Origin of the sequence: Shewanella decolorationis (genome assembly GCF_004354305.1) — a bacterium.
Classification (GTDB): domain Bacteria; phylum Pseudomonadota; class Gammaproteobacteria; order Enterobacterales; family Shewanellaceae; genus Shewanella; species Shewanella decolorationis.
The window spans coordinates 3331615-3356974 of sequence record NZ_CP037898.1; the positions used below are offsets into that span (position 1 = coordinate 3331615).

Here is a 25360-nt window from a genome sequence, read left to right on the forward strand (position 1 = left end):
AGGTATCCTTTGGACTAAAAGTTGAACTCGCCGCATTATGGCGAGTTCAAACTGACATGTAGCTTAACATTAATAGTGTTTCGGGGCCGGCGGTGCCAGCACTTCGCGGTTACCATTATGGCCCTGCGCCGAGACCACGCCCTGCATTTCCATTTGTTCGATAATACGCGCCGCACGGTTATAACCAATCTTAAACTTACGCTGCACGCTCGAAATCGAACCACGGCGGGTTTCGGTCACGAAGGCGACAGCCTCATCGTAAAGCGGATCGTATTCTTCATCGGATTCGGCGGTTTCACCCGGCAAGAGTACTTGCTCGCCCTCACTCACACCATTGAGGATCTCATCAATGTATTGTGGCTTACCACGGGCACACCAATCGGCCACCACACGGTGAACTTCATGGTCATCGATAAAGGCACCATGGACACGGTTTGGCACCGCGGTGCCGGGCGGTAAATACAACATGTCACCCATGCCCAATAAGGTTTCAGCACCCTGCTGATCCAAAATAGTACGGGAGTCGATACGGGAAGAGACTTGGAACGCCATCCGTGTCGGGATGTTGGCCTTGATTAAGCCCGTGATCACATCCACCGATGGACGTTGGGTCGCAAGGATTAAATGGATACCTGCTGCACGGGCCTTTTGGGCGATACGGGCGATCAACTCTTCCACTTTCTTACCGACAATCATCATCATGTCGGCAAATTCGTCAACGACAACAACGATAGAAGGCAACTTATCTAGCGCTGGCGCCTCTGGCTCCATGCTATCTGATGACTTCCACATAGGATCAAAAATTACTTCACCATTGGCTTTTGCTTCAGCAATTTTTGCGTTATAGCCCTTGATGTTACGAACGCCCATCATAGACATGAGCTTATAACGACGCTCCATCTCACCCACACACCAGCGCAGCGCATTGGCCGCTTCCTTCATATCAGTGACAACTTCGCAGAGTAAATGTGGGATGCCTTCGTACACCGATAATTCCAGCATTTTCGGGTCGATCATGATAAAGCGAACATCCTCAGGGCCAGACTTATACAGTAAGCTAGTGATCATCACGTTTACCCCGACCGATTTACCCGACCCCGTGGTACCGGCTACCAGTAAGTGTGGCATTTTACCTAAATCAACCACCACAGGTTCACCGGAGATATCTTGCCCCAGCACCATGGTCAGGTTCGATTTGCTCTCGGTAAAGGCTTCACAATCAAGTACATCGCGCATGTATACGGTTTCGCGGAACTTGTTCGGCAGTTCGAGACCCACATAGGACTTCCCCGGAATCACTTCAACTACACGAACACGCTCGGCCAAAAGTGAACGTGCTAGGTCGTTTGCGAGGTTTGAAATCTTAGAGGCTTTAATGCCTGGCGCTAAATCCAGCTCAAAACGGGTGATTACGGGGCCGGGATAAACTCCCACCACAGTGGCCACAATGTTAAAGTCAGCAAGTTTAGCTTCAACCAAACGGGCAACTTGCTCTAATTCCTCTGGGCTTATCGGATTCTTTTTACGATTAGGCACATCCAGCAAGCTGATGCTTGGCAGCGGATCCATAGGTTTTGTAGGAGCAGGTCTATCTTCTTGTCCCGGTAACACCACAATCCCATCGACAATCTTCGCTTTTGGCGCTTCTTTTTGACGTTGCGCCTGAGTCACCGCGCCCGTTGAGGCTTTAGTATCAAAATCGATGACATCTTCATCGTTGAAACCTAATTCGTCTTCATCCTCATCATCCAACATGGTTTCACGGTGGAATACGGGCTCATCATCGCCATCGTCATCTTCGAATAGGTGCGCTTTGAACTCAGTTTCATCCTCTAAATCTAATTCGGCTTCTTTGGGTTTAGCCACCCAAGGCGGCGCCTCAAAATGACCATGTTCAGCCACGGCGCTAGCTTGATCCAATTGGGGCTCAACTCGTTGCTGGCCTTTAGGTTCAGCCTTGGTTTTATTGCTGTTTAAACTCAAGATTTTTGCGAGCGCCGACAGCTTGCCCTTGCCAGTACTCGCTTCGGTGATGATTTCGTCGCTGACTTCTTCTTCCTTTTCTTCCTTCACCGGGCGACTGGTGAATATACGACTCGGTGCGACTTCAGGCTCACGCACTCGGGCTTTTTCAAGCTGATGCTGTGAATCACGGCGCTGCTTAAACTTATCAACGACCGTCATGAAGCCACGGGTATCTTCGGTTTCGTGCTCACGTTTAAACGCCTGTGGCAGACGTTTTAGCTGTCTAAAGCACCAAATGGAGACAAAGCCGACCTTCTCGACCACAGTTAACCAGCTGATCCCCGTTAATAGCGTAAAGCCCGAGCCTAAAAAACACAGTAGCAATAAAGTCGTGCCGAGCTTATTAAAATACGGCAACATGGCTTGGCCAATAACATCCCCTGCCACGCCGCCTGCGGAAAACTCATAGATATTATTGGCGTTCATACTGGCTAATGCCGAAAAACCAAGAATAAGCAGCAGAAAACCTATGATGCGCAGTGCAACTGAAAAGTAATCAATTTCCAATAAATCATGGGCGCGTTTGAAAAGCAGCCAACCTGTCGAGGCCACAATGATCGGCATGATGTAGGCAGTGATGCCAAAAAAGTACAACAGAATGTCGGCAATCCACGCCCCTACCGCGCCCGTCCAGTTTTTGATATCGCCTTGAAAATGAGACTGGCTCCAGCCTGGATCCGACGGACTAAAACTGGCTAAGGCAAGCAAAATATAGGTGGCTAAAACACAGCAAATGATGAGTCCACCTTCGAGCAGACGCTGCAGCCCTGAGAGCGTGCGTACACTATTTCCTTGAGACAAACGACTTAATCCATAAAAATGAAAACAGGTGGGCTAACGATACCAGAATCCCACTAAATGTGGAGCATCTTAGGGCGTTTTTATCCTAAGAATTACTGGTACAAGGCAAAAAATCGGCGCTAATGACCTAAAGCACAGGTATTCAGCACTAACTGGTTATTACGCAACCAATTTACCAGCTGAACAGAAGATAAAAATTCGCCCTTAAGCTGGCAAACCTAAGGGCTAAACAAGGTCATTTTTGAGTTCGAAACGGCGAGCGTAGGAATAAATAAGGGGCCTAGGCCCCTTATTGTAAACGTTCAGGGTATTAAATATCGGAGAGCAAATGGTTTATTGCGACGCGACTAGTATGTTTCACTTCTTCCATCACCACGTAAGTGCGGGTATCGGATACTGAAGGTAGTTTAAGCAGCGTTTCACCTAACAAACGGCGATAAGCTGACATATCAGAAACACGTGTCTTTAATAAGTAGTCAAAGTCACCAGAAACCAGATGACACTCTTGAATATCATCTAACAGTTGCACAGCGCGATTAAACTTATCAAATACTTCGGGAGTATCACGGCTTAATGTGATTTCCACGAATACCAGTAGGGATGCACCCAAGAAATGAGGATTGACCAAGGCGGTATAGCCGTTGATATATCCTTGCTTTTCGAGTCGTTTCACTCTTTCTAAACACGGAGTAGGACTTAATCCTACTCTTTTAGATAGTTCCACATTTGAAATGCGTCCATCAATTTGTAATTCATTAAGAATGTTGCGATCGATGCGATCCAAGTCTTTTACAGGACTCTTTTTATTATATGCCATTTATTTAACCTTGCTTTATCACTAAAACAACATTTTATTCTACGTATGTCAAAAGTTCAGCAGCATAAACTGCGTCGCCGATACTATACTAGATATCCCTGAATTAATCACGTTCAGGTCACGATAAAATAACAATTATGCCCATTAAAAGTGGGTTTTTCAGGCAATTGAGGCTCAAAAATGATTATTGGTGTACCAAAGGAAATTAAAAACCACGAGTATCGTGTCGGTATGGTTCCTTCAAGCGTTCGTGAATTGACCATCAAAGGTCATGAAGTGTTTGTCGAAACGAATGCCGGCACGGGAATTGGTTTTTCAGATCAGGATTATGTTGATGCAGGCGCCAAAATATTAGCAACTGCTGCTGAAGTCTTTGCTAAAGCAGAGATGATCGTAAAGGTAAAAGAGCCTCAAGCAGTTGAACGCGCTATGCTGCGTCATGACCAGATTTTATTCACTTATCTGCATTTAGCGCCGGATTTACCACAAACTGAAGATTTAATTAAAAGTGGTGCCGTATGTATCGCTTACGAAACAGTAACTGATGACCGTGGTGGCTTACCTCTGCTAGCACCAATGTCAGAAGTGGCTGGCCGCATGTCTATCCAAGCGGGTGCGATGGCGCTGGAAAAATCTTCCGGTGGTCGTGGCATGCTTTTAGGCGGTGTTCCAGGTGTTGAGCCAGCAAAAGTGGTGATCATCGGCGGTGGTATGGTCGGTACCAATGCTGCACAAATGGCTGTGGGTATGGGCGCTGATGTTGTAGTGCTTGACCGTAGCATCGATGCACTGCGTCGCTTAAACGTACAATTTGGTTCTGCAGTTAAGGCTGTTTACTCAACTGCCGATGCGATTGAGCGCCATGTATTAGAAGCTGATCTCGTGATTGGTGGCGTATTAATTCCAGGTGCTGCGGCGCCTAAGCTTGTGACACGTAGCATGATCGCTCGCATGAAACCAGGTAGTGCTATCGTTGACGTAGCAATCGACCAAGGTGGTTGTGTAGAAACTTCACATGCAACGACTCACCAAGATCCAACCTACATCGTTGATGACGTAGTGCATTACTGTGTGGCAAACATGCCAGGTGCTGTTGCCCGCACTTCAACCTTCGCCCTGAATAACGCGACTCTGCCTTATATTCTTAAGTTAGCTAACTTAGGTTATAAAGCTGCCCTACTACAAGACAAACACTTACTGAACGGCTTGAACGTGATGCACGGCAAACTGGTTTGCAAAGAAGTGGCGCAAGCATTAAATCTTGAGTACACCGCGCCAGCAAGTTTATTAGCTTAATCATATGAGAGCCTAGGTCCTTCTGACCTACTCTGCTTTGTTCGGCCTCACTCTGTTGAGGCCGATTTTTTATGCTGATCACAAATATCTTCACCCGTGCGGGGTTTAATACCAATCGTATTAAATATCTGCTCATTCAGCGGGAATTCAACGCGCTTTAGACAAGGCGAAGGCTTGAAGGCATAGTGGTGCTCTGTCGAAAGCCTTAAACGCAGTATAAAGCGCGTTGAAACCCACCCTTTGGGAGCCACACAGGCATCCCACTCCGGTGTTGCATTGACTTAAAAGGGAATGACCATTTCTGCGTCAATGGGCCTTGGATTGAAATGCCTGCGAGGCTCAGAACTGATTAGATATTTAATGTGATTGGTATAAGCCAAAGCCTTAGTAAACTCAGGCTGACAATTCGCCTTAGGATTCGATTAGCATAATCTAAAAGAATCACCAAACAGCGCTTTACCCCTACAGGTAAATTCCCTACAATCCATGCAATTTGCTAAAGGCACGGAGAGAAAAATGAGCCAAGTCAGACACAGTAACCTATTGATTTTAGGTTCAGGTCCCGCAGGATACACGGCCGCAGTTTATGCTGCGCGCGCAAACTTAAAGCCTGTGATGATCACAGGTATGCAGCAAGGTGGGCAGTTAACCACCACTACTGAAGTTGAAAACTGGCCAGGTGATGCAGAAGACTTAACGGGTCCCGCATTGATGGAACGTATGCAAAAGCATGCGGAAAAGTTTGATACTGAAATCCTTTTCGACCATATCAATGAAGTGACGCTGACAGAGCGCCCTTTCCGTCTAAAAGGCGATAACGGTGAATACACTTGTGATGCGCTGATCATTGCGACAGGTGCCTCTGCCCGTTACTTAGGACTTGAGTCTGAAGAAGCGTTCAAAGGACGCGGCGTATCAGCCTGTGCGACCTGTGATGGTTTCTTCTATCGCAATCAGAAAGTTGCTGTCATTGGTGGTGGTAACACAGCCGTTGAAGAAGCGCTGTATTTGAGTAACATCGCCGCCGAAGTGCACTTAATTCATCGCCGTGACACCTTCCGCTCAGAGAAAATCCTTATCGATCGTTTAATGGATAAAGTAGCTAACGGCAACATTATCCTGCACCTAGATCAAACCATGGAAGAAGTGGTTGGTGATGCTATGGGTGTGACTGGCCTGAAAATGAAGAGCACCAAAGATGGCGCTATCACAGATCTAGCCGTTGCCGGTGTGTTTGTGGCTATTGGTCACAGCCCAAATACTGGGATTTTCGAAGGCCAGTTAGATATGAACAACGGCTATCTGAAGGTCCAAAGTGGCCTTCAAGGTAATGCGACTCAAACCAGCATCGAAGGTGTGTTTGCCGCAGGTGACGTTATGGACCAACATTACCGTCAGGCGATTACCTCTGCGGGTACAGGCTGTATGGCAGCATTAGATGCCGAGCGTTACTTAGACGCTAAAAAATAATCACGCGCAGAAACAATCGAATCTGGTTCTTAGTTTTAGCGAGATTCAAATAAAAATAGCAGGCATCGGCCTGCTATTTTTTATCTGTTTTTGTGACTCGCTTGAAGCAAGTCTGAAAAACAGCAACAAAAAAAGGGACCAAATGGTCCCCTCTTAAGTGCGACAAACTAATTGCTTAGTTTAACGCTTCTTTTGCTTTTTCAACTAAAGTTGCGAATACAACTTTGTCGAATACAGCGATGTCAGCCAAAATCTTACGATCGATTTCGATAGACGCCTTTTTCAGACCGTTGATGAAACGGCTGTAAGACAGACCATTTTGACGAGCTGCAGCATTAATACGTGCAATCCACAGTTGACGGAATTGACGTTTTTTCTGACGACGGTCACGGTAAGCATATTGACCAGCTTTAGTTACTGCTTGAACAGCAACGCGGTAAGTACGGCTACGAGCGCCATAATAACCTTTAGCTAATTTTAAAACTTTCTTGTGACGAGCACGTGCGGTTACACCACGCTTAACTCTTGGCATTTTCTAATCTCCTAAATTAAGCGTATGGTAATTGACGCGCGATTGCTGGAACGTCAACTTTAGCAACTAAACACTTGTTACGTAAGTGACGCTTACGCTTAGTGCTCTTTTTGGTCAGAATGTGACGTAAATGGGCTTGCTTGCGCTTGAAACCATTAGCGGTTTTCTTAAAACGCTTCGCTACACCTCTGTCGGTTTTCATTTTAGGCATTACTAAAACTCCGCATTGGGATGTTAAATAAAAAGCAAGGCGAGCGAAGGCATATAGCCTTCGCTACTTTTATAGGTTGCCCTACTTATTTCTTTTTAGGCGCGAGCACCATAATGGCTTGTCGGCCTTCCATTTTCGGGAAGGATTCAACAATTGCATACTCATCCAAATCTGTTTTGATACGGTTCAATAGATCCATACCCAGGTTTTGGTGAGCCATTTCGCGGCCTCGGAAACGCAGCGTAATTTTCGCTTTGTCCCCGTCTTCCAGAAAACGTATCAGGTTGCGTAGTTTTACCTGATAGTCGTTTTCGTCAGTTCCAGGACGGAATTTGATTTCCTTAACCTGAACCTGTTTTTGCTTCTTCTTTTGTTCCTTTTGAGCTTTCGCTTTATCAAACAGGAACTTACCGTAGTCCATAATGCGACATACTGGAGGTTCAGCATTTGGACTAATTTCGACTAGGTCTACACCCGCTTCATCTGCCAAATTCTGAGCATCTCTGATGCTCACCACACCAATAGCTTCACCATCAATGCCGGTTAAGCGTACTTCTGGTACACCTGTGATTTCTTCATTGATTCTATTAGGGGCCAGCTGACGCCCTGCTGTTTTCTTGATCTTTATGACCTATTCCTCCAACAATTTGAGACTACGGAGCGAAATTTGTTGATGGATCTTAGCGGCGAAATCTTCAATTCGCATCTTACCTAAATCAACGCCATCACGTGTACGCACCGCAACTTCCTTATTTTCCATTTCCTGATCGCCAACGACCAATAAATAAGGAACACGCCTTAAGGTGTGCTCGCGTATTTTAAAGCCTATTTTCTCATTCCTCAAGTCAAATGAGGCGCGAATACCTTGTTCTTTGAAGAATTTGACCACTTCTTCAACATAATCAGCCTGTTTGTCGGTGATATTCATCACGACAACTTGCATTGGAGCCAACCAAGTTGGGAAACGACCTGCGTATTCTTCGATCAAAATACCTAAGAAACGCTCCAACGAGCCTAAAATCGCACGATGGATCATTACAGGCGTTTGACGGCTGTTATCTTCGGCAACATAAGTTGCACCCAAACGGCTCGGTAATGCGTAGTCTAATTGCACAGTACCGCATTGCCATGCACGGTCTAAACAGTCGTGCAGCGTGAACTCAATCTTAGGACCATAGAAGGCGCCTTCACCCGGTAAAATGGTGAATTCGATATTGTTCGCACGTAAGGCTTGCTTAAGAGCTTCTTCGGCTCTGTCCCACATTGCATCGTCACCGATACGCTTTTCTGGGCGAGTCGACAGTTTTACAACGATATTTTCGAAGCCAAATGTCGAGTAAGTGTCGTATACCATTTGGATACAAGAGCTAACTTCTGCTTGAACTTGATCTTCAGTACAGAAGATATGGGCATCGTCTTGAGTAAAACCACGTACGCGCATCAAACCGTGAAGTGAACCTGATGGCTCATTGCGGTGACAGCAACCAAATTCCGCCATACGCAGTGGCAGATCACGGTAAGATTTCAAGCCTTGGTTGAAGATCTGTACGTGGCCTGGGCAGTTCATTGGCTTAACCGCGTATTCACGATTTTCACTGCTAGTTGTGAACATGGCTTCTGAGTATTTATCCCAGTGACCAGAACGTTCCCACAAAACGCGGTCCATCATCAACGGACCTTTCACTTCTTGGTAAGTGTATTGATTTAACTTACGGCGAATGAAACGTTCTAATTCGAGGAAGATGCTCCAACCGTCGTTATGCCAGAACACCATGCCTGGTGCTTCTTCTTGCATATGGTAGAGGTCAAGTTGCTTACCAATTTTACGGTGGTCACGTTTAGCCGCTTCTTCGAGGCGGGCTAAATGGGTGCTCAGGGCTTTTTTATCCGCCCATGCTGTACCGTAAATACGTTGCAGCATCTTGTTTTCAGAGTTACCGCGCCAGTAAGCGCCAGCAATGCTCATCAATTTGAAATGGTGACAGAAACGCATGTTTGGCACGTGTGGACCACGACACATGTCGGTGTATTCTTCGTGATGATACAGCGCTGGAGTTGCATCTTTGCTGATGTTTTCATCAAGAATCGCGATCTTGTATTCTTCACCGCGGGCGGCGAAGGTATCACGGGCTTCTTGCCAGCTCACAACACGTTTGACTACGTCGTAATTGGTTTTCGCCAGTTCCAGCATACGTTTTTCAAGGGCTTCGATATCTTCTTGAGTCAGTTTGTGCTCAAGATCGATGTCATAATAGAAGCCGTTATCGATCACAGGACCGATCGCCATCTTGGTTTGTGGCCATAATTGCTTGATTGCATGGCCTAATAAATGCGCGCAAGAATGGCGAAGGATTTCAATACCTTCTTCGTCTTTAGCGGTAATAATAGAAAGTTCAGCATCGGTTTCGATAAGATCGCAAGCGTCTTTGAGCTCGCCATTCACGCGACCAGCGATACAGGCTTTAGCAAGACCAGGGCCGATATCAGCGGCAACATCGAGAGTCGATACGGGATGTGCAAACTCGCGCTTGCTACCATCAGGAAGTGTAATTACAGGCATGAAATATCCTTGTCCAGTGGTGACCCACACGTAGGGCCACATGGTGATTAAGTAAAAAGAGAATGCTCGCGAGGTTAAGACAGTACAGGAGTCTTAGCCGCCTTGCGTAGCAGGACAGTTATTCTACGGGATAGTCTTTAAGGCGCGCAAGTTAAATGGCCCAATTGCGGGGCTTAGCACTCAAATCAGCTTCTTTATTAACACCAATCCGCAAAGTTTGCCGTGAATTCATCATATTGCAGTCAATCGTTCATGTGGCAGTCATCTAACGCCCCTACGCTATGCGCGTTAAATGATTGCGGGTTGGTTTAAGGATTCCACCATGCCTACCACGCAGTCATATTGCCGTAAATGATGAAGCCAAAGGAGTTGGTATGTTCACGAGTATCCTATTGACGGTTGCACTTAGCCAAGTCGCCCAGAACCCAATCCCAGTTAGCCCCACGCCACTCACACTACCTGAACCCCGAGCGGTTCTGCGCCCAGTGGTGCAATTCGACGCCATAGGCTTACAGGCCGATATCCACGCCGAGCTTTTGCAGCAGATAGAACAGCTATCGCAGGCCATTAGTGACAATATAGAGGAAGGCATATTACCGACAGCGCCTGTCGAACTTATGACGGTAACGGATTGAATTAACTTAACTTAACTTAACTTAACTTAACTTAACTTAACTGGTACGCATTGCTTGACGGTTCTTACGCGAGATAAATTTCAGTGAAAAAAGTACCCCGCGCTGAGCGGAACGGAAAAATCTAGTTACAGAGATTTTGATACCGACTTTATCTAAGTTGCCACGGCACATTCTTGTATACTCAACTAAAGCCAGTGTGAAGGCTTAGCGACAAGTGTAATCCCTAGCATTCGTTAGAGAGGAGTTGCGCCATGAGGATCATGAATAAAGTGATTGCGTGCCCCCACTGCGGACACCATCAACATATAAGTATTGATGCCAGCAGCGGCGATCAGGATTATTACGATGACTGCCGAATTTGTTGTAATCCCATCCACCTGCGTTTACATGTGGATGATGCCCGCCGAACCGTAGAGTTATATATTGACTCGGACGACGAGCAAATTTACTAGGCATGTAGCTTAAGATTGGCCGCTAAAACGTTTGGCCAGCACACGCTCGACGGTGTCGACGATGGCTTGGGTTTGGCTGTCAATTTCGATATTTAACTCATCTCCAACCTGACACAGGCCTAAATTGGTCAATTTGAGGGTTTCTGGGATCAAGTGCAGCATAAAACTGCTTTCGGTCACCTCGCCTACCGTTAAGCTGCAACCGTTTACCCCGACAAAGCCTTTATAAAGGATATAGTTCATCCATTTGGGCTCGACACTTAAGGTCAGGTCATAATGCTGCTCGGTGTGACTAATGTGGCTCACTTTCGCCTTGGTATGAATGTGTCCCGAGAGGAGATGGCCGCCGATTTCACTACCGAACGTCAAAGAACGCTCAATGTTCACCCGCTGACCAACGGTCAAATTGGCAAGGTTTGTCAACCTTAAGGTCTCTTCCACTACATCGAAAAATACCCTATCATCAACGACCTGAGTCACCGTCAGACATACCCCGTTATTTGCCACACTTGCGCCAATCGCAAGTCCCTCATGCAAATCAGGTTTAAACGCGACCTCAAGGGTATTGAGGCCATCTTTCTTATGTATTGCAACCACCTCACAGGTGGCTTGAACTATACCAGTAAACATTTTTTGCTCGCTTATTCGTTAAAGGCTGTATTTATGAATCATTCAGGCTTTCAGGCCAAACGCTTAATTCAACTCGCACTCCCAGTGTTGATCGCCCAAGTGACCCAAACCATGATGGGGTTTATCGATACTGTCATGGCGGGCCGCGTCAGTGCTGTCGATATGGCTGCCGTGGCCGTAGGAACCAGTCTTTGGTTACCCGCCATCTTATTCGTCCAAGGGCTGCTGATGGCGTTTACGCCGTTATTTGCCCATCATAATGGTGCAAATAATCAAAAAGCCATTCAACCGTTGGCGTTTCAAGGCGCTTATCTGGCCTTAATTGGTGGCCTTGGCGTGATGGTGTTTCTTGCATCCGCCCCACTCGTGCTCAGCCATATGAATTTAGAGCCCCAATTGTACAACTTAACCATAGGATATATCGACGGTATTTTATGGGGCGCGCCCGCATTTGTGCTCTATCAGGTATTACGTGGTTGCAGCGAAGGGATTTCTTACACTTTGCCGACCATGATCATCGGATTCATTGGGCTAGCGGTGAATATTCCGGCGAACTATATCTTTATCTATGGCCATTTCGGCGTGCCAGCCATGGGCGGCGCCGGTTGTGGTGTCGCGACAGCTCTAGTGTTTTGGGCCATGTTGATTGCTATGACGATTTATATGCAGCTACATAAAAAGTTTGCCGCATTGGCGCCCTTTAGCCAGTTCCATCGCCCTGATTTTGCCACCATGAAAAAGATGACTAAGCTTGGAATGCCGATTGCGATGGCGCTTTTCTTTGAGGTGAGCCTATTTGCAATTATCGCCCTGCTGTTGGCGCCATTAGGCGCGACTGTGGTGGCCAGCCATCAGATTGCGCTGAACTTTTCCGCCATAGTATTTATGTTGCCACTCTCGATTGGTATTGCCGTCTCGATTCGTATTGGCTACTACCTTGGCCGCGATCGCGCGGATATTTCTGCCGTGGTGGCAAAGGTTGGATTGTGGTTGGCGCTTTCATTGGCCTTGTCGACGGCAATCTTAACGGTGTTATTCCGCTTCCAAATCGCTGAGTTGTATAACAGCGATCCAGAAGTGGTGGTACTTGCGGGCAGTTTGATGTTGATGGCCGCGCTGTATCAATTATCTGACTCCGTCCAAGTGGTCGCTGCCGGCGCCTTGCGTGGATATAAAGATACCCGCAGTGCGTTTTATATTACGCTGTTTTCCTACTGGGGCATTGGCATGACATTAGGTTATACCTTGGCGTATACCGACTTTATCGTACCCGCCATGGGCGCCCATGGTTTTTGGACCGGATTAATTGCTGGTCTCACCTCGGCGGCGCTGCTGTTTTTCATCCGCCTTCGTTATATTCAAAAGCATGGTGTGCATTTAAGTTTGATTGAAGGCGACAGCGTGCATCATTAAGCAGATTGAAAGATAAAACGGCGAGCATTTGGCTCGCCGTTTTATTTCGTGCGGGGTGATGTTGGACTGTAGCACAGTCTAACTTGCCGTTTTATCAACAACTTTGCTGAAACACTGGACAAGTTGCACAGCAATTCACCATTTGACAATAAAATTCATTTTTTTGCTTGCCAGCCTTTCGCTATCCCCCTAATATAGCGCTCGTTCAAAAGCACAACGAAAGGTTGTGTTGAGGTAACGATTAAAACAATGCACCCGTAGCTCAGTTGGTTAGAGCACTACCTTGACATGGTAGGGGTCGGTGGTTCGAGTCCACTCGGGTGTACCACTCTCTTCACAGAGTCTAAAAAGTGAAATTCAAACAGTGCACCCGTAGCTCAGTTGGTTAGAGCACTACCTTGACATGGTAGGGGTCGGTGGTTCGAGTCCACTCGGGTGTACCATTTCTTGCTTTAACTCCCCGTAAAACCTCAATTTAATATAATCATCCATAAATATGGTTAATTCTTATTTGTGTCTAAGATAAAATCTTCAAGCCTGTTCTAGGTTTTTCTACAAACATTCAAACATGCCCCACCCTTCGGCTCTGCCTGATTTTGCCTCTATTGCTTGAGGCGCATTTACCGCGGTTCCCCCAAAATTCGACGTTTTTCTAAATTTGCGCCCATTTCGTACCAAATCTGTTGGCACAAGATGCTTTTGACGATTTTTTGTTGACTACTACTACCCTAGTTAGCATAGCAGGTTCGTTTGTTCTTAATCTATGCTCAAATTCAGGCAACCTAACAAAGAAATCGATAGGACCTTGATTGAGCGATAACCACAACACTGGCTGTGATAACTGTTATGGGTTTGCTTAAAGAATGGCTATAGGCATTAATATTTCAAAATGTAATTGGTCTACATTCATTTTTGTCCTGCATTATGGTGGCATGAGCAAACGAGCAAGTACCAGTGCAATTTAAATTTTCATTGCGTGAATAGCGAAAGTTCTATTGCTAGCTTATATATTTAGTGAGGGTATCAGCCAGATTGGGCCTCACTTAAGTTAGTTCGTGTCAATATCATCACTATTGGGGTTTAAATGCGTAATCTAAAGATAAATCATCTTTTACTTGGAGCTTTTGCAATTCCCATGATCGCGATTCTTGGGTTAACCATGCTAGCGATAGGTAAAATGCAAGTCATAAATGAGCAATCCACCGTCATTTCGAACGACTGGCTACCTTCTGTACGCGTTATAGAACGACTGAATGGCCAAACGGCAGATCTTAGGGTGTTAGAATCCCGTCATATTCTCTCATTGGACGATGCTCAAATGCGAGATACTGAACGCGAATTGGATAAAACCAAAGCGAAAATTGACGAATCTATACGTACCTACCAACAACTGATCAGCGAAAACGAAGAAAAAGTCATATTCAATGATTTTAATCGCTTATATAAGGAGTACCTAGGAATTCAGCAGAAGCTTCTCACTCTCTCAAGAGCAAACAAGAATGAAGACGCCAAACAACTGCTGTTAACCGAATCTCTAAATGCTTATAACGAATACTCGGATTTATTACTCAAATTATCTGATTTAAATAGCAAAGGAGCACAAACTGCGAGCAATTATGGTGATGAGATTTACGATGAATCGATTAAAATAATGCTATTTATCTTAGTCATTGTTTCGCTATTGGTATTAGCAACATCGATTATCATATCGAGATTTATTGTAACTTCGATTAAGACAGTTCAGGCTTTTATTTATAAATTAGCAAATGGCGATCTTACGGATCGTATTAACGATATTGGTAATAACGAATTAGGTCTATTGGCAAAAGGCTGTAATGATACTGCTGATAAAATTTCTGAAATGACCGAGCAGTTGATTAACGTTGCCGATAATACCGCGACTTCTGCGGAAGTATTAGCCTCCACTATGAATCAGGTTGAAAATAACTCTAAGCAAATGCTGGTTCAGGTAGAACAAATCGCGACTGCACTCAATGAAATGTCCAGTACAGCTCTAGAAGTCAGTAAAAATGCCACTGAGGCTGAAACCAGCGCAAGGGAGGCAATGGATAATGTCACTGTGGGTAATAAATCCCTCGGTGAATCTGATGTCATTTCTGAAAAAATCGGCGCTGCTATTCGTGATTCAGGAGCCATAGTGAATCAACTAAAAGATTATTCGATTGAAATTGGCTCTGTTATTGACGTTATTACCAGTATTTCCGAACAAACTAATTTACTGGCATTAAATGCAGCAATTGAAGCAGCACGGGCCGGAGAAGCAGGACGCGGCTTTGCAGTAGTGGCAGATGAAGTACGCTCACTGGCCGCTAAGACACAACAATCGACTATTGATATTCAAGGGATCATTTCCAAGCTACAGTCTCAAGCAGAAAAAGCAGATCATTACATGAAAGCAAATACAAGTTTGTTAGATGAATCTCAAATGGTTTCGGAAAAGGTACGTAACGCTTTTCATGGTATTTCCACGTCGGTCAATACAATATCTAATGTCAATACTGTCGTTGCAACGGCTTCTAGCGAACAATCAAGTGTGACTGAAGATATCTCCCAAAACATTTCCTCTACAGTTGAAATAGTCGACCAAAACGTAATGGGTGTTGGCAGTGCTAGCAAGGCCTGTCACGATGTATTGGCTGAAGCCGGTAAACAAAAACAACTACTTGCCTTTTTCAAAACAAAACGTCGATATTGAGTGAATAAGTCGACACAGTGGACAGAACAGATTGATTAAGCAAACCATCTTGAATCCGCTGTGTTGATTAAAGCAATGCCAAGCAATACTGTGTAGATATTGATAATTAGGGCGTGTTGACGTTTCGAGATTAAATTTTTTCGTTCTGGCGAGCACAAACTAGCCGGAACGAACCAAATGCAGTTTAGAAACAACGGACACTTAAATAAAGCTGAACTCAATTCACGATGATACTTAACAAGCACATTTGCCATACACTTGGAGAGTGCGTTTTTAAATCCGTGAATGCACCGAGGTTGTAAATGCATCACAGTATTTCTCGCAAAAAGAGTTCTTAAATCGACAATGCTAATCCTGTAATTAGCTTTTACATAAAGTTAAAAATCAGAGTCTCAAGTTATTGTTTTAACTATACTGTCTTTCAAAAAGACTACCTAAATTTAAAAAAAACACTTATGTTACCGCGATAAGATTAGTTAGCATGTTTCAGTATAATGATTCACTACGATTCATAACCCAATAAAAGAAGGGAAATGTGTAAACAGGTTAATCCCGCGTATGACGGACAGACTTTTGATCTAATGGCCGATTTTCTAGATGGGCAACCAAAAATACTAGAAATCGGAACAGCGACTTGATTTTAAGATCATAATTTCCATCCGGTTGAGCTAAGGCTAGTTTCTATAACGACTTGATTTTGGAGTATGCATTCTCCACCAGCTCGCAATTCTCTTTACCGACATATTTAGCAAACTCAGCAAATTCACCGATAAATTTCAATGTTACTGTACGCCGATTGAGACTACTCAATGATAAGCCTTCTTTAATTTTAGCCTCAAAGAGTGAACACTCAAGTCCTTGAATTATTGCCTGTTGGGGCAAACCACTGCTCAAGGCATCAGCAAGAAAACCTAAATTAGCCTTTAACTCGAAGCTGATTGCCTGCTTACCCGCCGACGATTGCTGCCAGCGGCTACGCTCTTTATCAAAAATGTCGTATAACTCTTTCCAAATACTCATACCCTGTCCCTGCCGCGAGATGTCTGGCACAGCTGACTTTGCCAAGACACTATTTTATTTAGGCAAATTTATCATAGGGTTAAACATGCTAACACTGTTACTGAGACATTTAGTTAAAAATGGCCCGAACATGTCGGGCCATAATGGTCATAGTCGAGAACGCACGCGCTCAAGAGAGAGGTAAAAACCTTATTTCTTACCTTATTGTTTAGCCTTGTTCTTTTCAGCGGATTGTTTCCGAAGCGCTTCTTTCTTTTGACGGCGGGCTTCAATCACTTGATTCACATCACTACCAATATGTGCTTCGTTACGTGATTTCGCTAAGTTTACTTGGCGCTCACGTTCAACGAAACGCTTACGTTGCTCGTCTGAAATCTTATCAATACAATGTGGGCAGCTAACGCCTTGCACATAGGCAGGGCTTAATTTTTCGGCTTCAGTGATCGGCATACGACATGCGTTACATTGATCGTATCGACCTTTTTTCAAATCATGGTCAACGGCCACGCGGTTATCGAAGACGAAACATTCGCCTTCCCACAGGCTTTCTTCCTGTTTCACTTCTTCGAGGTACTTAAGGATACCACCTTCAAGATGGTATACTTCTTCAAAACCTTGCTCTTTTAAATAAGCGGTCGATTTTTCACAGCGGATACCGCCAGTACAGAACATCGCGACTTTCTTATGCTTGGCAGGGTCGAGATTCTGCTTCACATACTCAGGGAATTCTCTGAAGGTTTCGGTCACTGGGTTAATGGCATTTTTAAAGGTGCCAATTTGCACTTCATAGTCGTTACGGGTATCTACCAAGATAACTTCAGGATCAGAAATCAGCGCATTCCAGTCCTGCGGTTTAACATAGGTGCCAACCACTTTAAGCGGATCAATACCTTCAACACCCATGGTGACGATTTCTTTTTTCAGCTTTACCTTAGTGCGGTAGAAAGGCATTTCATCGTCAAATGATAACTTGTAAACGATGTTTTCGAGGCCATTTTGGTTATTCAGCCAAGCCAGCAGTGCATCGATAGCGGCTTGAGAGCCAGCCACAGTGCCATTAATCCCTTCATTTGCCAGCAATAATGTGCCTTTAATCTCGGCCTGTTCCATCATGGACAGGAGTGGCTCACGCAGCGACTCAAAATGCGGTAATGAAACAAACTTATATAAAGCACAAACAACAACGTTAGACATAACACCCTCAACTGCTGGCTGGAACTTAATTTCCAGTGCATTAACTAATAACCAGCCTAAGCTGGGTCGCAAAAATCGGCCGAAATTCTACCTGAGTCACAGTCGGATAAACACAGACAAAAACCAAGGTCATTGTTTATTTACAAGCCAAACGGCGGAAAAATCAGTAATAAACGCAGTATTTCGGTTTTAAAGCCACTACTATTGCCGACTTTTAAGCCGCAGCAGTGGCGAAATCGCTTTTATGATTGCTTCAAGGAACACGACTATGCCCTTACCCATACTCTACAGTTTTCGCCGTTGTCCTTATGCCATGCGCGCTCGCCTTGGCCTATTGCTCGGACAATGCCAGGTAGAGGTACGGGAAATCACCCTTAAAGCAAAACCCACAGAAATGTTAACCATCTCCCCCAAGGGCACTGTGCCGGTATTACAGCTCCCTACGGGTGAAGTGATAGCCGAAAGCTTAGAGATTATGCGCTGGGCACTGACAAATACGCATTCACAAGCCGCACAGCAGTTACTCGGAGAAACCCCGTCAGCACAAAACTTGATTGCTGAGCTTATCGCGCAGAATGATGTTGAATTTAAACCTTGGCTGGATAAGTACTAATATGCCGACCGTTATCTTGAATACACCCAGGCGGATTATTTTGCCAAGGCCAGCACTTTTCTTGAGCGACTCGAAGCACAGCTTCAGCAACATCCCTATCTAATCGGCCCCGTGTTAAGCCTTGCAGATTACGCGATTGTGCCTTTTATCCGCCAATTTACGGCGGTGGATGCCAAACGGGATTTGAGTGTGGCGTTTCCACACCTTATTAACTGGTTAACGAGGCTAACCAGTAGCGAAATATTTCTGCATGCAATGGAAAAATATGTGATCTGGCAAGCTGGAAACACACCAATTTACTTGTTAGGAAAGTCTATAAGTAAATAAGAATTAACGTTTATTTTTGATATACCCAATGGCAATCGGTAAAATGTTCGAGTAAAGTAGCATGCACTTAGATAAAGTGAGTTAATTGTTTCTGACATTTAATGCCAAATCATCACGATGACAGACAGGGATCGAAACTTGGAAAATACGGATATTAAAATCATTGCGATGCTTATAGGATTACTCCTACTACATTGCCTTTTTGCGCGTAGAGTATTTAAGAGTCAAGCCAACCTCAGCACCAATAAGAAATGGCTCTGGTGTCTACTGAGTTTGTGTTTAGGACCTATTGGTTACTATGCTTACCACGGCTTTATCCCTCTAGACAAATTTCAAAAAGACTAAATGCAAGTCATGAAAGATGTTCACAGCGCGGGCTAGCCGCGCTTTTGGGTTACTTAACTCACAAATGACTATGTAGTAACACATCATCCTCAGGCGCTTTTTTGATTACTGGCGCTTGGCCTTCAGCTAACGCTTGTTTGTAGCTTTGGTTCATTTTCAATGCCAAATATAAATCGGGTCGGATTAATATACCGCCCTCACCCGACTGCATACCTGCTTGTTCAAACCAGCCGAGCATCTGTCGTTTACGCCCGGCTAACACTAAGCGTATACCGCGCTTCTTCAATAGTTGATGCAAATCCGCAAGCATGGCCATCACACTCAAATCTAAATGGGTAAAACACGGCACGGCATCAATGATAATGCAATCAACGGGCTCAGGCTCGCGGATAAACTTCTCCAGTAAGCGGCGTTTAAAGTAAGTGGCGTTAAAGTAGGTTAATGGTGAATTGAAACGGTAAATAAATACGCCGGGGACAGATTTAGCTTTACCCGAATCATCCACACTGCGAATAACGCCTTTATGATCTAGTCCAAGTACTTGATCGGTAGGACGCATCACAGTCGCTAAAAATTGGAATAAGCCCAACAATACCGCCAAAGTGATACCAGGGATCACCCCAATAAACAGCACCGAAAACAAGGTTGTACAGGCGAGTAAAAAGGCGGAGCGATCCCGTACGCGCAGGTTCCATAGCGCCTTTAAATCAATCAATGAAATTGAGGCAATCACCAACACGACCCCAAGCGCAGAACTGGGGATATATTGCAGTGGCGCGGTAAAAAATAGCGCGACTAATGCGATTAATACCGCCGCAATAATGGACACCAACTGGCTTTTGCCGCCGTTAGCATCGTTCACCGCGGTGCGCGAATCGGCGCCGCTGACGGCAAAACCTTGGGATAAGGCAGAGGCGATATTGGCAATCCCTAGGGCGCGAAACTCTTTATCCGCATCGATATCGTAGCCATTTTTTGCCGCAAAACTGCGCGCCGTCAGCATCATGCTCACAAAGCTCACCATAGCTAAGTTAAGTGCAGGCACCACCAGTTCACGGGCTATACCGAGATCAAAAACGGGAGCTTGGAATGATGGCAAGCCAGCGCTCACCTCACCCACCACATTGATTTCAAAGCTGGTTAAGTTAAAAGCCCACACTAAAAACGCTGCCATCGCCATCGCACACATAGAGGCTGGCCACTGTGGACGATAACGTTTCACTAAGGCATAGGTGGCTAAGGTCACCAGTCCCATCAGTAAGGTGGGCCAGTGGGTTTTAGTTAAATAGGAAGGCGCGCCCGATAAGCGCTCAATCAGATAACGTTCATCGAAGGTAAAACCAAAAATCTTTGAGAATTGGCCAACGATAATGGTGATTGCCACACCATTGAGTAGCCCCATCAGAATAGGTTTGGAGAGAAAGTCCGCTAATACTCCTAGGCGAAAACGGCTAGCGATTAAACACCAAAAGCCCGTCATGGCCGTCATCGTCATCACCAATTGCCAGTGCTTCATACTATCGCCAGCAGCGAGTGGCGTTACAACGGCGGCAATCACGGCGCAGGTGGCGGCATCGGGACCAACGATTAATTGTCTAGATGTGCCAAACAGTGCATACACCAACATGGGCAGCACACAGGAGTATAAACCGACGGCGGCATTGACCCCAGTCAATTGGGCGTAGGCAATGGCAACGGGTAAAGCAACCGCCGCCACGGATAATCCGGCCCGAACATCATCCCTGAGCCATTGCTTCTCATACTGCAGCATCTGCGCCAGACCAGGCATAAACGATACTAAACTGGGAAACCTCACGCACTAACCTCCATATACACCCAAGTCGATGATTAACTTGTTATGGTTAAATAACTCACTTTGCGCAGATCTACTATCTCGCAAACAGCACCTTTAGCTTATTTACCCCTAAAAGGCTGTTATCTAAAAAAAGCATCAATCTTATGTTGGTTATGGCATAAAGCCAATCATTAAGCGAGTCAGTATCCCAGAATATTTAAGCTTTTAGCGCAATTAGCCTCCTTTAGCGCAGGATCATAGGTAAGGACACCAACAATAAACTGCCCATAAACCAGTTAAAATGGCGTCGACGTTTATCCGTATTCAGCTTGTTGCTGATAGCTGCGCCCACAAATACCCAAGTGAAGGACGCGGGAAATCCCACCAGATTAAACACCAGCACGCCCAATACCCCACTGAGCCAAAAGCCGTCGCCCCCTAGGGTAAACGCGCTGCAAAGGGTAATGGTTGACATCCAAGATTTGGGATTAATCCACTGAAACAGAGCCGCCTCCATCAAACTCATTGGCTTACGCCCTTCATCCAAATGCGCCGCCTTAACGGGAGAGGTCACTAATCGATAGGTAAGGTGCAGTAAATACACTAATGCCGCGTACTTTAGCACTTGGTGCAACACCGGAAACGCCTCGAACAAAGCACCAAGACCGAGTAATACCGACAGATGCAAAGAAGTCGAGCCTAAGCGGATCCCCGCAATATGCGGAATAGTACGCATCACCCCGAAATGGGCTCCGGAGCTGGCGAGTAAAATATTATTCGGCCCGGGAGTCATGGTCATAGTTGCACAAAAGAGTGCAGCAGAGGCCATCAAGGTCCAGAGTTGTGGATCATTAACAAGTTGAATATCCATAAACACCCCAAATTGTACGCATACAATATTTGACAATAAACGATACAATAAATAATATAGGTAGATTAACTGAGATCAATGGATTTATTGTCATGGGTACAATTTGGACGCCGGATCTAGAGGCATTTACTGGTCCTAAATATCAACGTCTCGTCAGTGCCATTGAGCAAGGCATTTTGCGTAAAGTCCTACCCCATGGCACAAAACTCCCACCACAGCGGCGTTTAGCCGATGCGCTAGGGGTGACTATAGGCACTGTCACACGGGCCTATGCCCTTGCGGAGCAGCGCGGCTATGTGGAAGCGCGTATAGGTGATGGGACTTATGTCAACGCCTCTCCCGTGCCAGAACTCAGTAACTTGCAGCTCAATATGGCGACGTGTCAGCAGCCGCTGACGGATCAAATAAGTACGCTGAGTGATTGCCTAAGTCAACTGGCTAAGGATCCGGCTAAACTGAGTCAACTCCTTGGCTATCGCGCCAACCCCTTAGACCAGCATCAACAGGTATTTCACCACTGGCTTTTACAACGTGGGATTGAACAGCAACCCGAGCAATTGATTTTTACCCATGGTGGCCAACAGGCCATTTTTGCCTGCCTTAATGCCTTCCTCACCAAGGGCGAGATGCTACTACACGAGCAGTACAGCTATCCCGGTGTGCGTATTTGCGCTAAACAATTAGGTATCAATAGCATTGGCGTGCCGTTAACCTCTGACGGGGTCGATCTCGCAAGATTCGAAGCCTTAGTGCAAATCCACCAACCTAAGCTGGTGTATTTAACCCTTAACAATCAAAACCCAACCTGCATTCAATACAGTGAGCAACAGAGAGAAAAACTGTTGGCACTCGCGGAGCAGTACCACTTTTATATCATTGAAGATGATGTGAATTATTGCCTCCCAGAGGAATGGCACTCTCCGCTGTGGCAGTTAGCTCAGACGCTGAATGTGCCGAGGGTCATTTATATTTCGAGCCTTTCTAAGCAGTTTTCTGGGGGCTTAAGGCAAGGTTTTATTCTCGTGCCCGAGCCACTTATTGCCCCATTGCGCCTCGCCATTCATAGCCAATGTTGGATGGTGTCGCCGCTCAATGTGGAGCTCGCCTGTCAGCTAATCAAGCGCGGGCAAATCACCGCCAATCGCGATGCCATTATTCGCGAGCGTCAGCAGCAGTGCATGGCATTGGGCGACAGGCTAGGACTAACTCAACGCTGGCGTGGTTTAAATGGCTGGGTTCAATTACCCGAAGACATTAAAGCCCATCATCTCGTGACCGCCTTAGCGGCAAAAGGCGTGCTGATCCGTAATGGGGATGACTTTAACTGCCATGATAACTTTATCCGTTTAAGTTTAGGCGGCGCCGAAAACGATACCCAATTCCAGCTTGCGCTCGAATGTATCGAATCCACCTTCAATGCCCTCAAGCAAAACGCCTATTCGGTGGTTTAACATTGTATTTTTATCGCTAGAAAGAAGCCAAAAAGAAACGCCAGAGTAATGCTCTGGCGTTTTAAACTTGCTTAATCACAAGCATTTTAGGTGTCGAGATGTAACGTTATGGCACCTTGAACTCAAGCTATGGCTATTGCACCTTAATCTGATACACGCTGGTTGTGCCACTGACTTCATTACCAATAATCAGCAGAGGTCGACCATTAGGACTCTTCTCGGCACTTACAAACTTCATGCCTTCTGGCCCTAAATCTCCCGCCAAACTGGCATCGCCTTTCACTTCGCCAGTATTTGTATCTATGCTGAAATCCGCCTCAAAATCACGGTTTACCACGTAATCCACAAAATGCACGTCAAAGGGATTGGTCACGTCGTAAATCATAAAACCCGAGGTACGCTCAAGCCCGATAAAGGCATAGAGTTTTTGGCCAATTTTGCCTAGGGCTAAGGCTTCAGGCTCGGGTCCTTTATCATCACTGCGACTATCGCCTTTGTTTTCTTCATTGTTATTGTTGAAGTTATTGCCTAATAAGGCTGCGGTGATCCGCTCAAAATCGCTGCCACTGTCAAACACCTGTTGACCATCGGCCGTCCAGATTGAGAAGGAGCGCGCGCCAAAGCTCACGATTTTGTCATAATCGCCGTCGTTATCGTCATCCCCCATACTCTTAGTCACTTTCAAACGGGCTAATTGGGTCTTATCTTTCGCGGCGGCAAATTGTGGATGATTAGGATCTAAGGTTAAGTCTCCGGCACGGGCTTCCTCCGAAAACCCCGCATAGTCGCGGGAATCCCCTTCGTTTGCGGTAACAATAAAATCAGCATTATTCCAACGGTAACTCGCTACGGTATCAGGCTGATACATGCCATACACGCCCGTATAGGCCTGAAGGTTGATCATATCATCCTTATCACTTGCATCAATTTTATTCACATCAAGACCGTAATCCTTCAGTCCCAAAGGTAAAATCTTCGCTACTTTGGCATTGGCAATATCAATCACGGCGATGGCATTGTTCTCCTGCAGGCTCACAAAGGCACGGCTGTTATCGGGACTGACACTGATATACTCTGGCTCTAAGTCCTGCGCGACAGTGGCCATAGGGCCATTGATTTTAATGTCCTTGGTGATTTCATTATAGCGAGCATTACCCTGATTAAATTCGGTGAATGTCACTAGCGTCGCCGTTGCTGCGGGTTTGCCATCCGCAATGGCAATAATCGCTACACTGCCCTCAGGATCGACATTATAGTCTTGATTTGGTTCGCCTTCGTTGGCAACGAGTACCGTTTTGCCATCATGGCTAAAAACCACGTTATCCGGTAATGCACCGACTTCTACCGCGCTGAGATACTGCGGCGCGTCATTGCCATCAAGTTGATAGAAAGCCACATAACCATTGGCTTGAGTCTTATTGCCCGCCGCATCGCCGCGCTCAATGGCCGCCGCTAACAAGTTACCAGAAATACTGACGCTGTTAACGCTGCCCATAAAACTTAAGCCCACATCCTTGGCTACATCCAGCTCGCCAAGCTTATCAAGATTATTCAAGGCTAATGGAGCTGTTGCCGTGGCCACATTACCAAGTAAGTGAGCATCGATAATGTCGACCTTCCCGCTTCTCGCATTAACCACAAAAATACGCTGTGAAGCACTGTGATATTCGACAATCTCAGCAGCACTCAGGCCATAAACGCCCGTCTGATGACGGCCAATCAGCTCAGCTGTGACTCCCGCAGCTTGGGGTTGGCAAATAAATTGTGTTTGCGCCGTATCGATTTCAGTTTCTTCCAACTGGCCATTACGATTCGCATCAAGCCCGGTATCGATACGTTGACCACCGGCGGGACAGTTCGCATCACCGATGACGAGTGAGGTCACTTTAACTAATGAATTTAAGCCATTATCCCCCTGCTCACCATTGGTACCGTCATCACCATTACAGGCACCAAGGAGTAAACTTGCCAGTATCGCACCGGCCAGCGGCAGTCGTTTTGTGTTCATTGCATCATTCCTGAATGTGTTGTTATTAGTCGTAGGGTTAAGCTAAAGCCCATTAAACTAATCTGCATTCAAGACGGTTAGATGACATACAGATGACACTGGAGTGACAACCTCAGTCGAATGAATGACGCTCAGGCCTACATTGGTAAATTAATGCAATACAAGGACAGTAAAGCGA

At 45.7% G+C, this 25360-nt stretch carries 20 protein-coding genes, 2 tRNA genes and 2 pseudogenes; 11 read left to right on the forward strand and 13 right to left on the reverse strand.

Annotated features, from left to right (window positions below):
• Positions 1 to 69 precede the first annotated feature (69 nt).
• Both EYR25_RS14930 and lrp read right to left on the reverse strand, forming a co-directional pair.
• A complete protein-coding gene (locus EYR25_RS14930) occupies positions 70 to 2826 on the reverse strand; it encodes a DNA translocase FtsK (protein ID WP_133181107.1) in 2757 nt (918 codons plus the stop codon).
• 310 nt (positions 2827 to 3136) lie between these two features.
• Positions 3137 to 3643, reverse strand: coding sequence for a leucine-responsive transcriptional regulator Lrp (lrp, locus tag EYR25_RS14935; RefSeq protein ID WP_007647640.1), 507 nt, complete (start codon positions 3641 to 3643; stop codon positions 3137 to 3139).
• 180 nt (positions 3644 to 3823) lie between these two features.
• Here lrp and ald point away from each other — a divergent pair, with 180 nt between their 5' ends.
• The gene (gene ald / locus EYR25_RS14940; RefSeq protein ID WP_011622728.1) at positions 3824 to 4939 is read left to right on the forward strand and encodes an alanine dehydrogenase; all 1116 of its coding nucleotides are present in this window, start codon (positions 3824 to 3826) and stop codon (positions 4937 to 4939) included.
• Positions 4940 to 4986: 47 nt separating this feature from the next.
• Here the strand turns inward: ald and EYR25_RS21390 are convergent, their stop codons facing one another.
• Positions 4987 to 5190, reverse strand: a complete 204-nt coding sequence (locus tag EYR25_RS21390) for a hypothetical protein (RefSeq protein ID WP_133181109.1) — start codon at positions 5188 to 5190, stop codon at positions 4987 to 4989.
• 265 nt (positions 5191 to 5455) lie between these two features.
• On the opposite strand from EYR25_RS21390, the gene trxB reads away from it, so the two are divergent.
• Positions 5456 to 6409, forward strand: a complete 954-nt coding sequence (trxB, locus tag EYR25_RS14950; RefSeq protein WP_133181111.1) for a thioredoxin-disulfide reductase — start codon at positions 5456 to 5458, stop codon at positions 6407 to 6409.
• 175 nt (positions 6410 to 6584) lie between these two features.
• Here trxB and rplT read toward each other — a convergent pair whose 3' ends face one another.
• The 4 genes from rplT to thrS all read right to left on the reverse strand — a co-directional run bounded on the left by rplT (position 6585) and on the right by thrS (position 9712).
• A complete protein-coding gene (rplT, locus tag EYR25_RS14955) occupies positions 6585 to 6941 on the reverse strand; it encodes a 50S ribosomal protein L20 (protein ID WP_006081652.1) in 357 nt (118 codons plus the stop codon).
• A gap of 16 nt (positions 6942 to 6957) precedes the next feature.
• Positions 6958 to 7152: a 50S ribosomal protein L35 gene (rpmI, locus tag EYR25_RS14960; RefSeq protein ID WP_011072303.1), complete on the reverse strand. Its 195-nt coding sequence runs from the start codon at positions 7150 to 7152 to the stop codon at positions 6958 to 6960.
• 85 nt (positions 7153 to 7237) lie between these two features.
• On the reverse strand, positions 7238 to 7780 hold the full coding sequence (gene infC / locus EYR25_RS14965) for a translation initiation factor IF-3 (RefSeq protein ID WP_084294816.1): 543 nt from the start codon (positions 7778 to 7780) through the stop codon (positions 7238 to 7240).
• Positions 7781 to 7783: 3 nt separating this feature from the next.
• Complete coding sequence (thrS, locus tag EYR25_RS14970; protein WP_011622724.1) at positions 7784 to 9712, reverse strand: threonine--tRNA ligase; 1929 nt, start codon at positions 9710 to 9712, stop codon at positions 7784 to 7786.
• Positions 9713 to 10086: 374 nt separating this feature from the next.
• Between thrS and EYR25_RS14975 the strand changes: the two genes are divergently transcribed.
• Positions 10087 to 10347, forward strand: a complete 261-nt coding sequence (locus EYR25_RS14975) for a hypothetical protein (protein WP_243729897.1) — start codon at positions 10087 to 10089, stop codon at positions 10345 to 10347.
• A 251-nt stretch (positions 10348 to 10598) separates the two neighbouring features.
• Positions 10599 to 10799, forward strand: a complete 201-nt coding sequence (locus EYR25_RS14980) for a CPXCG motif-containing cysteine-rich protein (RefSeq protein ID WP_133181113.1) — start codon at positions 10599 to 10601, stop codon at positions 10797 to 10799.
• Positions 10800 to 10808: 9 nt separating this feature from the next.
• Here EYR25_RS14980 and EYR25_RS14985 read toward each other — a convergent pair whose 3' ends face one another.
• Positions 10809 to 11429 carry a riboflavin synthase subunit alpha gene (locus tag EYR25_RS14985; protein WP_133181115.1) on the reverse strand — a complete coding sequence of 207 codons (621 nt, stop codon included), beginning with the start codon at positions 11427 to 11429 and terminating at the stop codon, positions 10809 to 10811.
• Between the two features lie 33 nt (positions 11430 to 11462).
• Between EYR25_RS14985 and EYR25_RS14990 the strand changes: the two genes are divergently transcribed.
• The 4 genes from EYR25_RS14990 to EYR25_RS15005 all read left to right on the forward strand — a co-directional run bounded on the left by EYR25_RS14990 (position 11463) and on the right by EYR25_RS15005 (position 15558).
• The gene (locus EYR25_RS14990) at positions 11463 to 12842 is read left to right on the forward strand and encodes an MATE family efflux transporter (RefSeq protein WP_133181117.1); all 1380 of its coding nucleotides are present in this window, start codon (positions 11463 to 11465) and stop codon (positions 12840 to 12842) included.
• Between the two features lie 251 nt (positions 12843 to 13093).
• Positions 13094 to 13170: transfer RNA gene (locus tag EYR25_RS14995), tRNA-Val, on the forward strand.
• Between the two features lie 38 nt (positions 13171 to 13208).
• A tRNA-Val gene (locus EYR25_RS15000) sits at positions 13209 to 13285 on the forward strand.
• A 641-nt stretch (positions 13286 to 13926) separates the two neighbouring features.
• A complete protein-coding gene (locus EYR25_RS15005; protein WP_133181119.1) occupies positions 13927 to 15558 on the forward strand; it encodes a methyl-accepting chemotaxis protein in 1632 nt (543 codons plus the stop codon).
• A 546-nt stretch (positions 15559 to 16104) separates the two neighbouring features.
• Here the strand turns inward: EYR25_RS15005 and EYR25_RS15010 are convergent.
• Both EYR25_RS15010 and trhO read right to left on the reverse strand, forming a co-directional pair.
• Positions 16105 to 16578, reverse strand: a pseudogene (locus tag EYR25_RS15010) (hypothetical protein).
• Positions 16579 to 16779: 201 nt separating this feature from the next.
• Positions 16780 to 17772, reverse strand: coding sequence for an oxygen-dependent tRNA uridine(34) hydroxylase TrhO (trhO, locus tag EYR25_RS15015; RefSeq protein ID WP_133181121.1), 993 nt, complete (start codon positions 17770 to 17772; stop codon positions 16780 to 16782).
• A gap of 268 nt (positions 17773 to 18040) precedes the next feature.
• Here trhO and EYR25_RS15020 point away from each other — a divergent pair.
• Both EYR25_RS15020 and EYR25_RS21395 read left to right on the forward strand, forming a co-directional pair.
• Positions 18041 to 18712, forward strand: a pseudogene (locus tag EYR25_RS15020) (glutathione S-transferase).
• A gap of 117 nt (positions 18713 to 18829) precedes the next feature.
• Positions 18830 to 19057, forward strand: coding sequence for a hypothetical protein (locus EYR25_RS21395; RefSeq protein ID WP_039977222.1), 228 nt, complete (start codon positions 18830 to 18832; stop codon positions 19055 to 19057).
• A 58-nt stretch (positions 19058 to 19115) separates the two neighbouring features.
• Here EYR25_RS21395 and EYR25_RS15030 read toward each other — a convergent pair whose 3' ends face one another.
• Positions 19116 to 20873, reverse strand: coding sequence for a SulP family inorganic anion transporter (locus tag EYR25_RS15030; RefSeq protein ID WP_039977220.1), 1758 nt, complete (start codon positions 20871 to 20873; stop codon positions 19116 to 19118).
• Positions 20874 to 21096: 223 nt separating this feature from the next.
• Positions 21097 to 21723 carry a LysE family translocator gene (locus tag EYR25_RS15035; RefSeq protein WP_133181123.1) on the reverse strand — a complete coding sequence of 209 codons (627 nt, stop codon included), beginning with the start codon at positions 21721 to 21723 and terminating at the stop codon, positions 21097 to 21099.
• Positions 21724 to 21815: 92 nt separating this feature from the next.
• Between EYR25_RS15035 and EYR25_RS15040 the strand changes: the two genes are divergently transcribed.
• Complete coding sequence (locus EYR25_RS15040; RefSeq protein WP_133181125.1) at positions 21816 to 23174, forward strand: aminotransferase-like domain-containing protein; 1359 nt, start codon at positions 21816 to 21818, stop codon at positions 23172 to 23174.
• 133 nt (positions 23175 to 23307) lie between these two features.
• On the opposite strand, the gene EYR25_RS15045 is transcribed toward EYR25_RS15040, so the two are convergent.
• Entirely contained in the window at positions 23308 to 25182 is a 1875-nt protein-coding gene (locus EYR25_RS15045) for a choice-of-anchor I family protein (RefSeq protein WP_133181127.1), read from the reverse strand.
• Positions 25183 to 25360 lie beyond the last annotated feature (178 nt).

What these genes read in the sequence shown, in the direction of transcription:
- lrp (WP_007647640.1), bottom strand. Translation starts at nt 3,643, where the DNA reads ATGGCATATAATAAAAAGAGTCCTGTAAAAGACTTGGATCGCATCGAT.
- ald (WP_011622728.1), top strand. Translation starts at nt 3,824, where the DNA reads ATGATTATTGGTGTACCAAAGGAAATTAAAAACCACGAGTATCGTGTC.
- trxB (WP_133181111.1), top strand. Translation starts at nt 5,456, where the DNA reads ATGAGCCAAGTCAGACACAGTAACCTATTGATTTTAGGTTCAGGTCCC.
- rplT (WP_006081652.1), bottom strand. Translation starts at nt 6,941, where the DNA reads ATGCCAAGAGTTAAGCGTGGTGTAACCGCACGTGCTCGTCACAAGAAA.
- rpmI (WP_011072303.1), bottom strand. Translation starts at nt 7,152, where the DNA reads ATGCCTAAAATGAAAACCGACAGAGGTGTAGCGAAGCGTTTTAAGAAA.
- thrS (WP_011622724.1), bottom strand. Translation starts at nt 9,712, where the DNA reads ATGCCTGTAATTACACTTCCTGATGGTAGCAAGCGCGAGTTTGCACAT.
- EYR25_RS14975 (WP_243729897.1), top strand. Translation starts at nt 10,087, where the DNA reads ATGTTCACGAGTATCCTATTGACGGTTGCACTTAGCCAAGTCGCCCAG.
- EYR25_RS14980 (WP_133181113.1), top strand. Translation starts at nt 10,599, where the DNA reads ATGAGGATCATGAATAAAGTGATTGCGTGCCCCCACTGCGGACACCAT.
- EYR25_RS14985 (WP_133181115.1), bottom strand. Translation starts at nt 11,429, where the DNA reads ATGTTTACTGGTATAGTTCAAGCCACCTGTGAGGTGGTTGCAATACAT.
- EYR25_RS14990 (WP_133181117.1), top strand. Translation starts at nt 11,463, where the DNA reads ATGAATCATTCAGGCTTTCAGGCCAAACGCTTAATTCAACTCGCACTC.
- EYR25_RS15005 (WP_133181119.1), top strand. Translation starts at nt 13,927, where the DNA reads ATGCGTAATCTAAAGATAAATCATCTTTTACTTGGAGCTTTTGCAATT.
- trhO (WP_133181121.1), bottom strand. Translation starts at nt 17,772, where the DNA reads ATGTCTAACGTTGTTGTTTGTGCTTTATATAAGTTTGTTTCATTACCG.
- EYR25_RS21395 (WP_039977222.1), top strand. Translation starts at nt 18,830, where the DNA reads ATGACAGACAGGGATCGAAACTTGGAAAATACGGATATTAAAATCATT.
- EYR25_RS15035 (WP_133181123.1), bottom strand. Translation starts at nt 21,723, where the DNA reads ATGGATATTCAACTTGTTAATGATCCACAACTCTGGACCTTGATGGCC.
- EYR25_RS15040 (WP_133181125.1), top strand. Translation starts at nt 21,816, where the DNA reads ATGGGTACAATTTGGACGCCGGATCTAGAGGCATTTACTGGTCCTAAA.
- EYR25_RS15045 (WP_133181127.1), bottom strand. Translation starts at nt 25,182, where the DNA reads ATGAACACAAAACGACTGCCGCTGGCCGGTGCGATACTGGCAAGTTTA.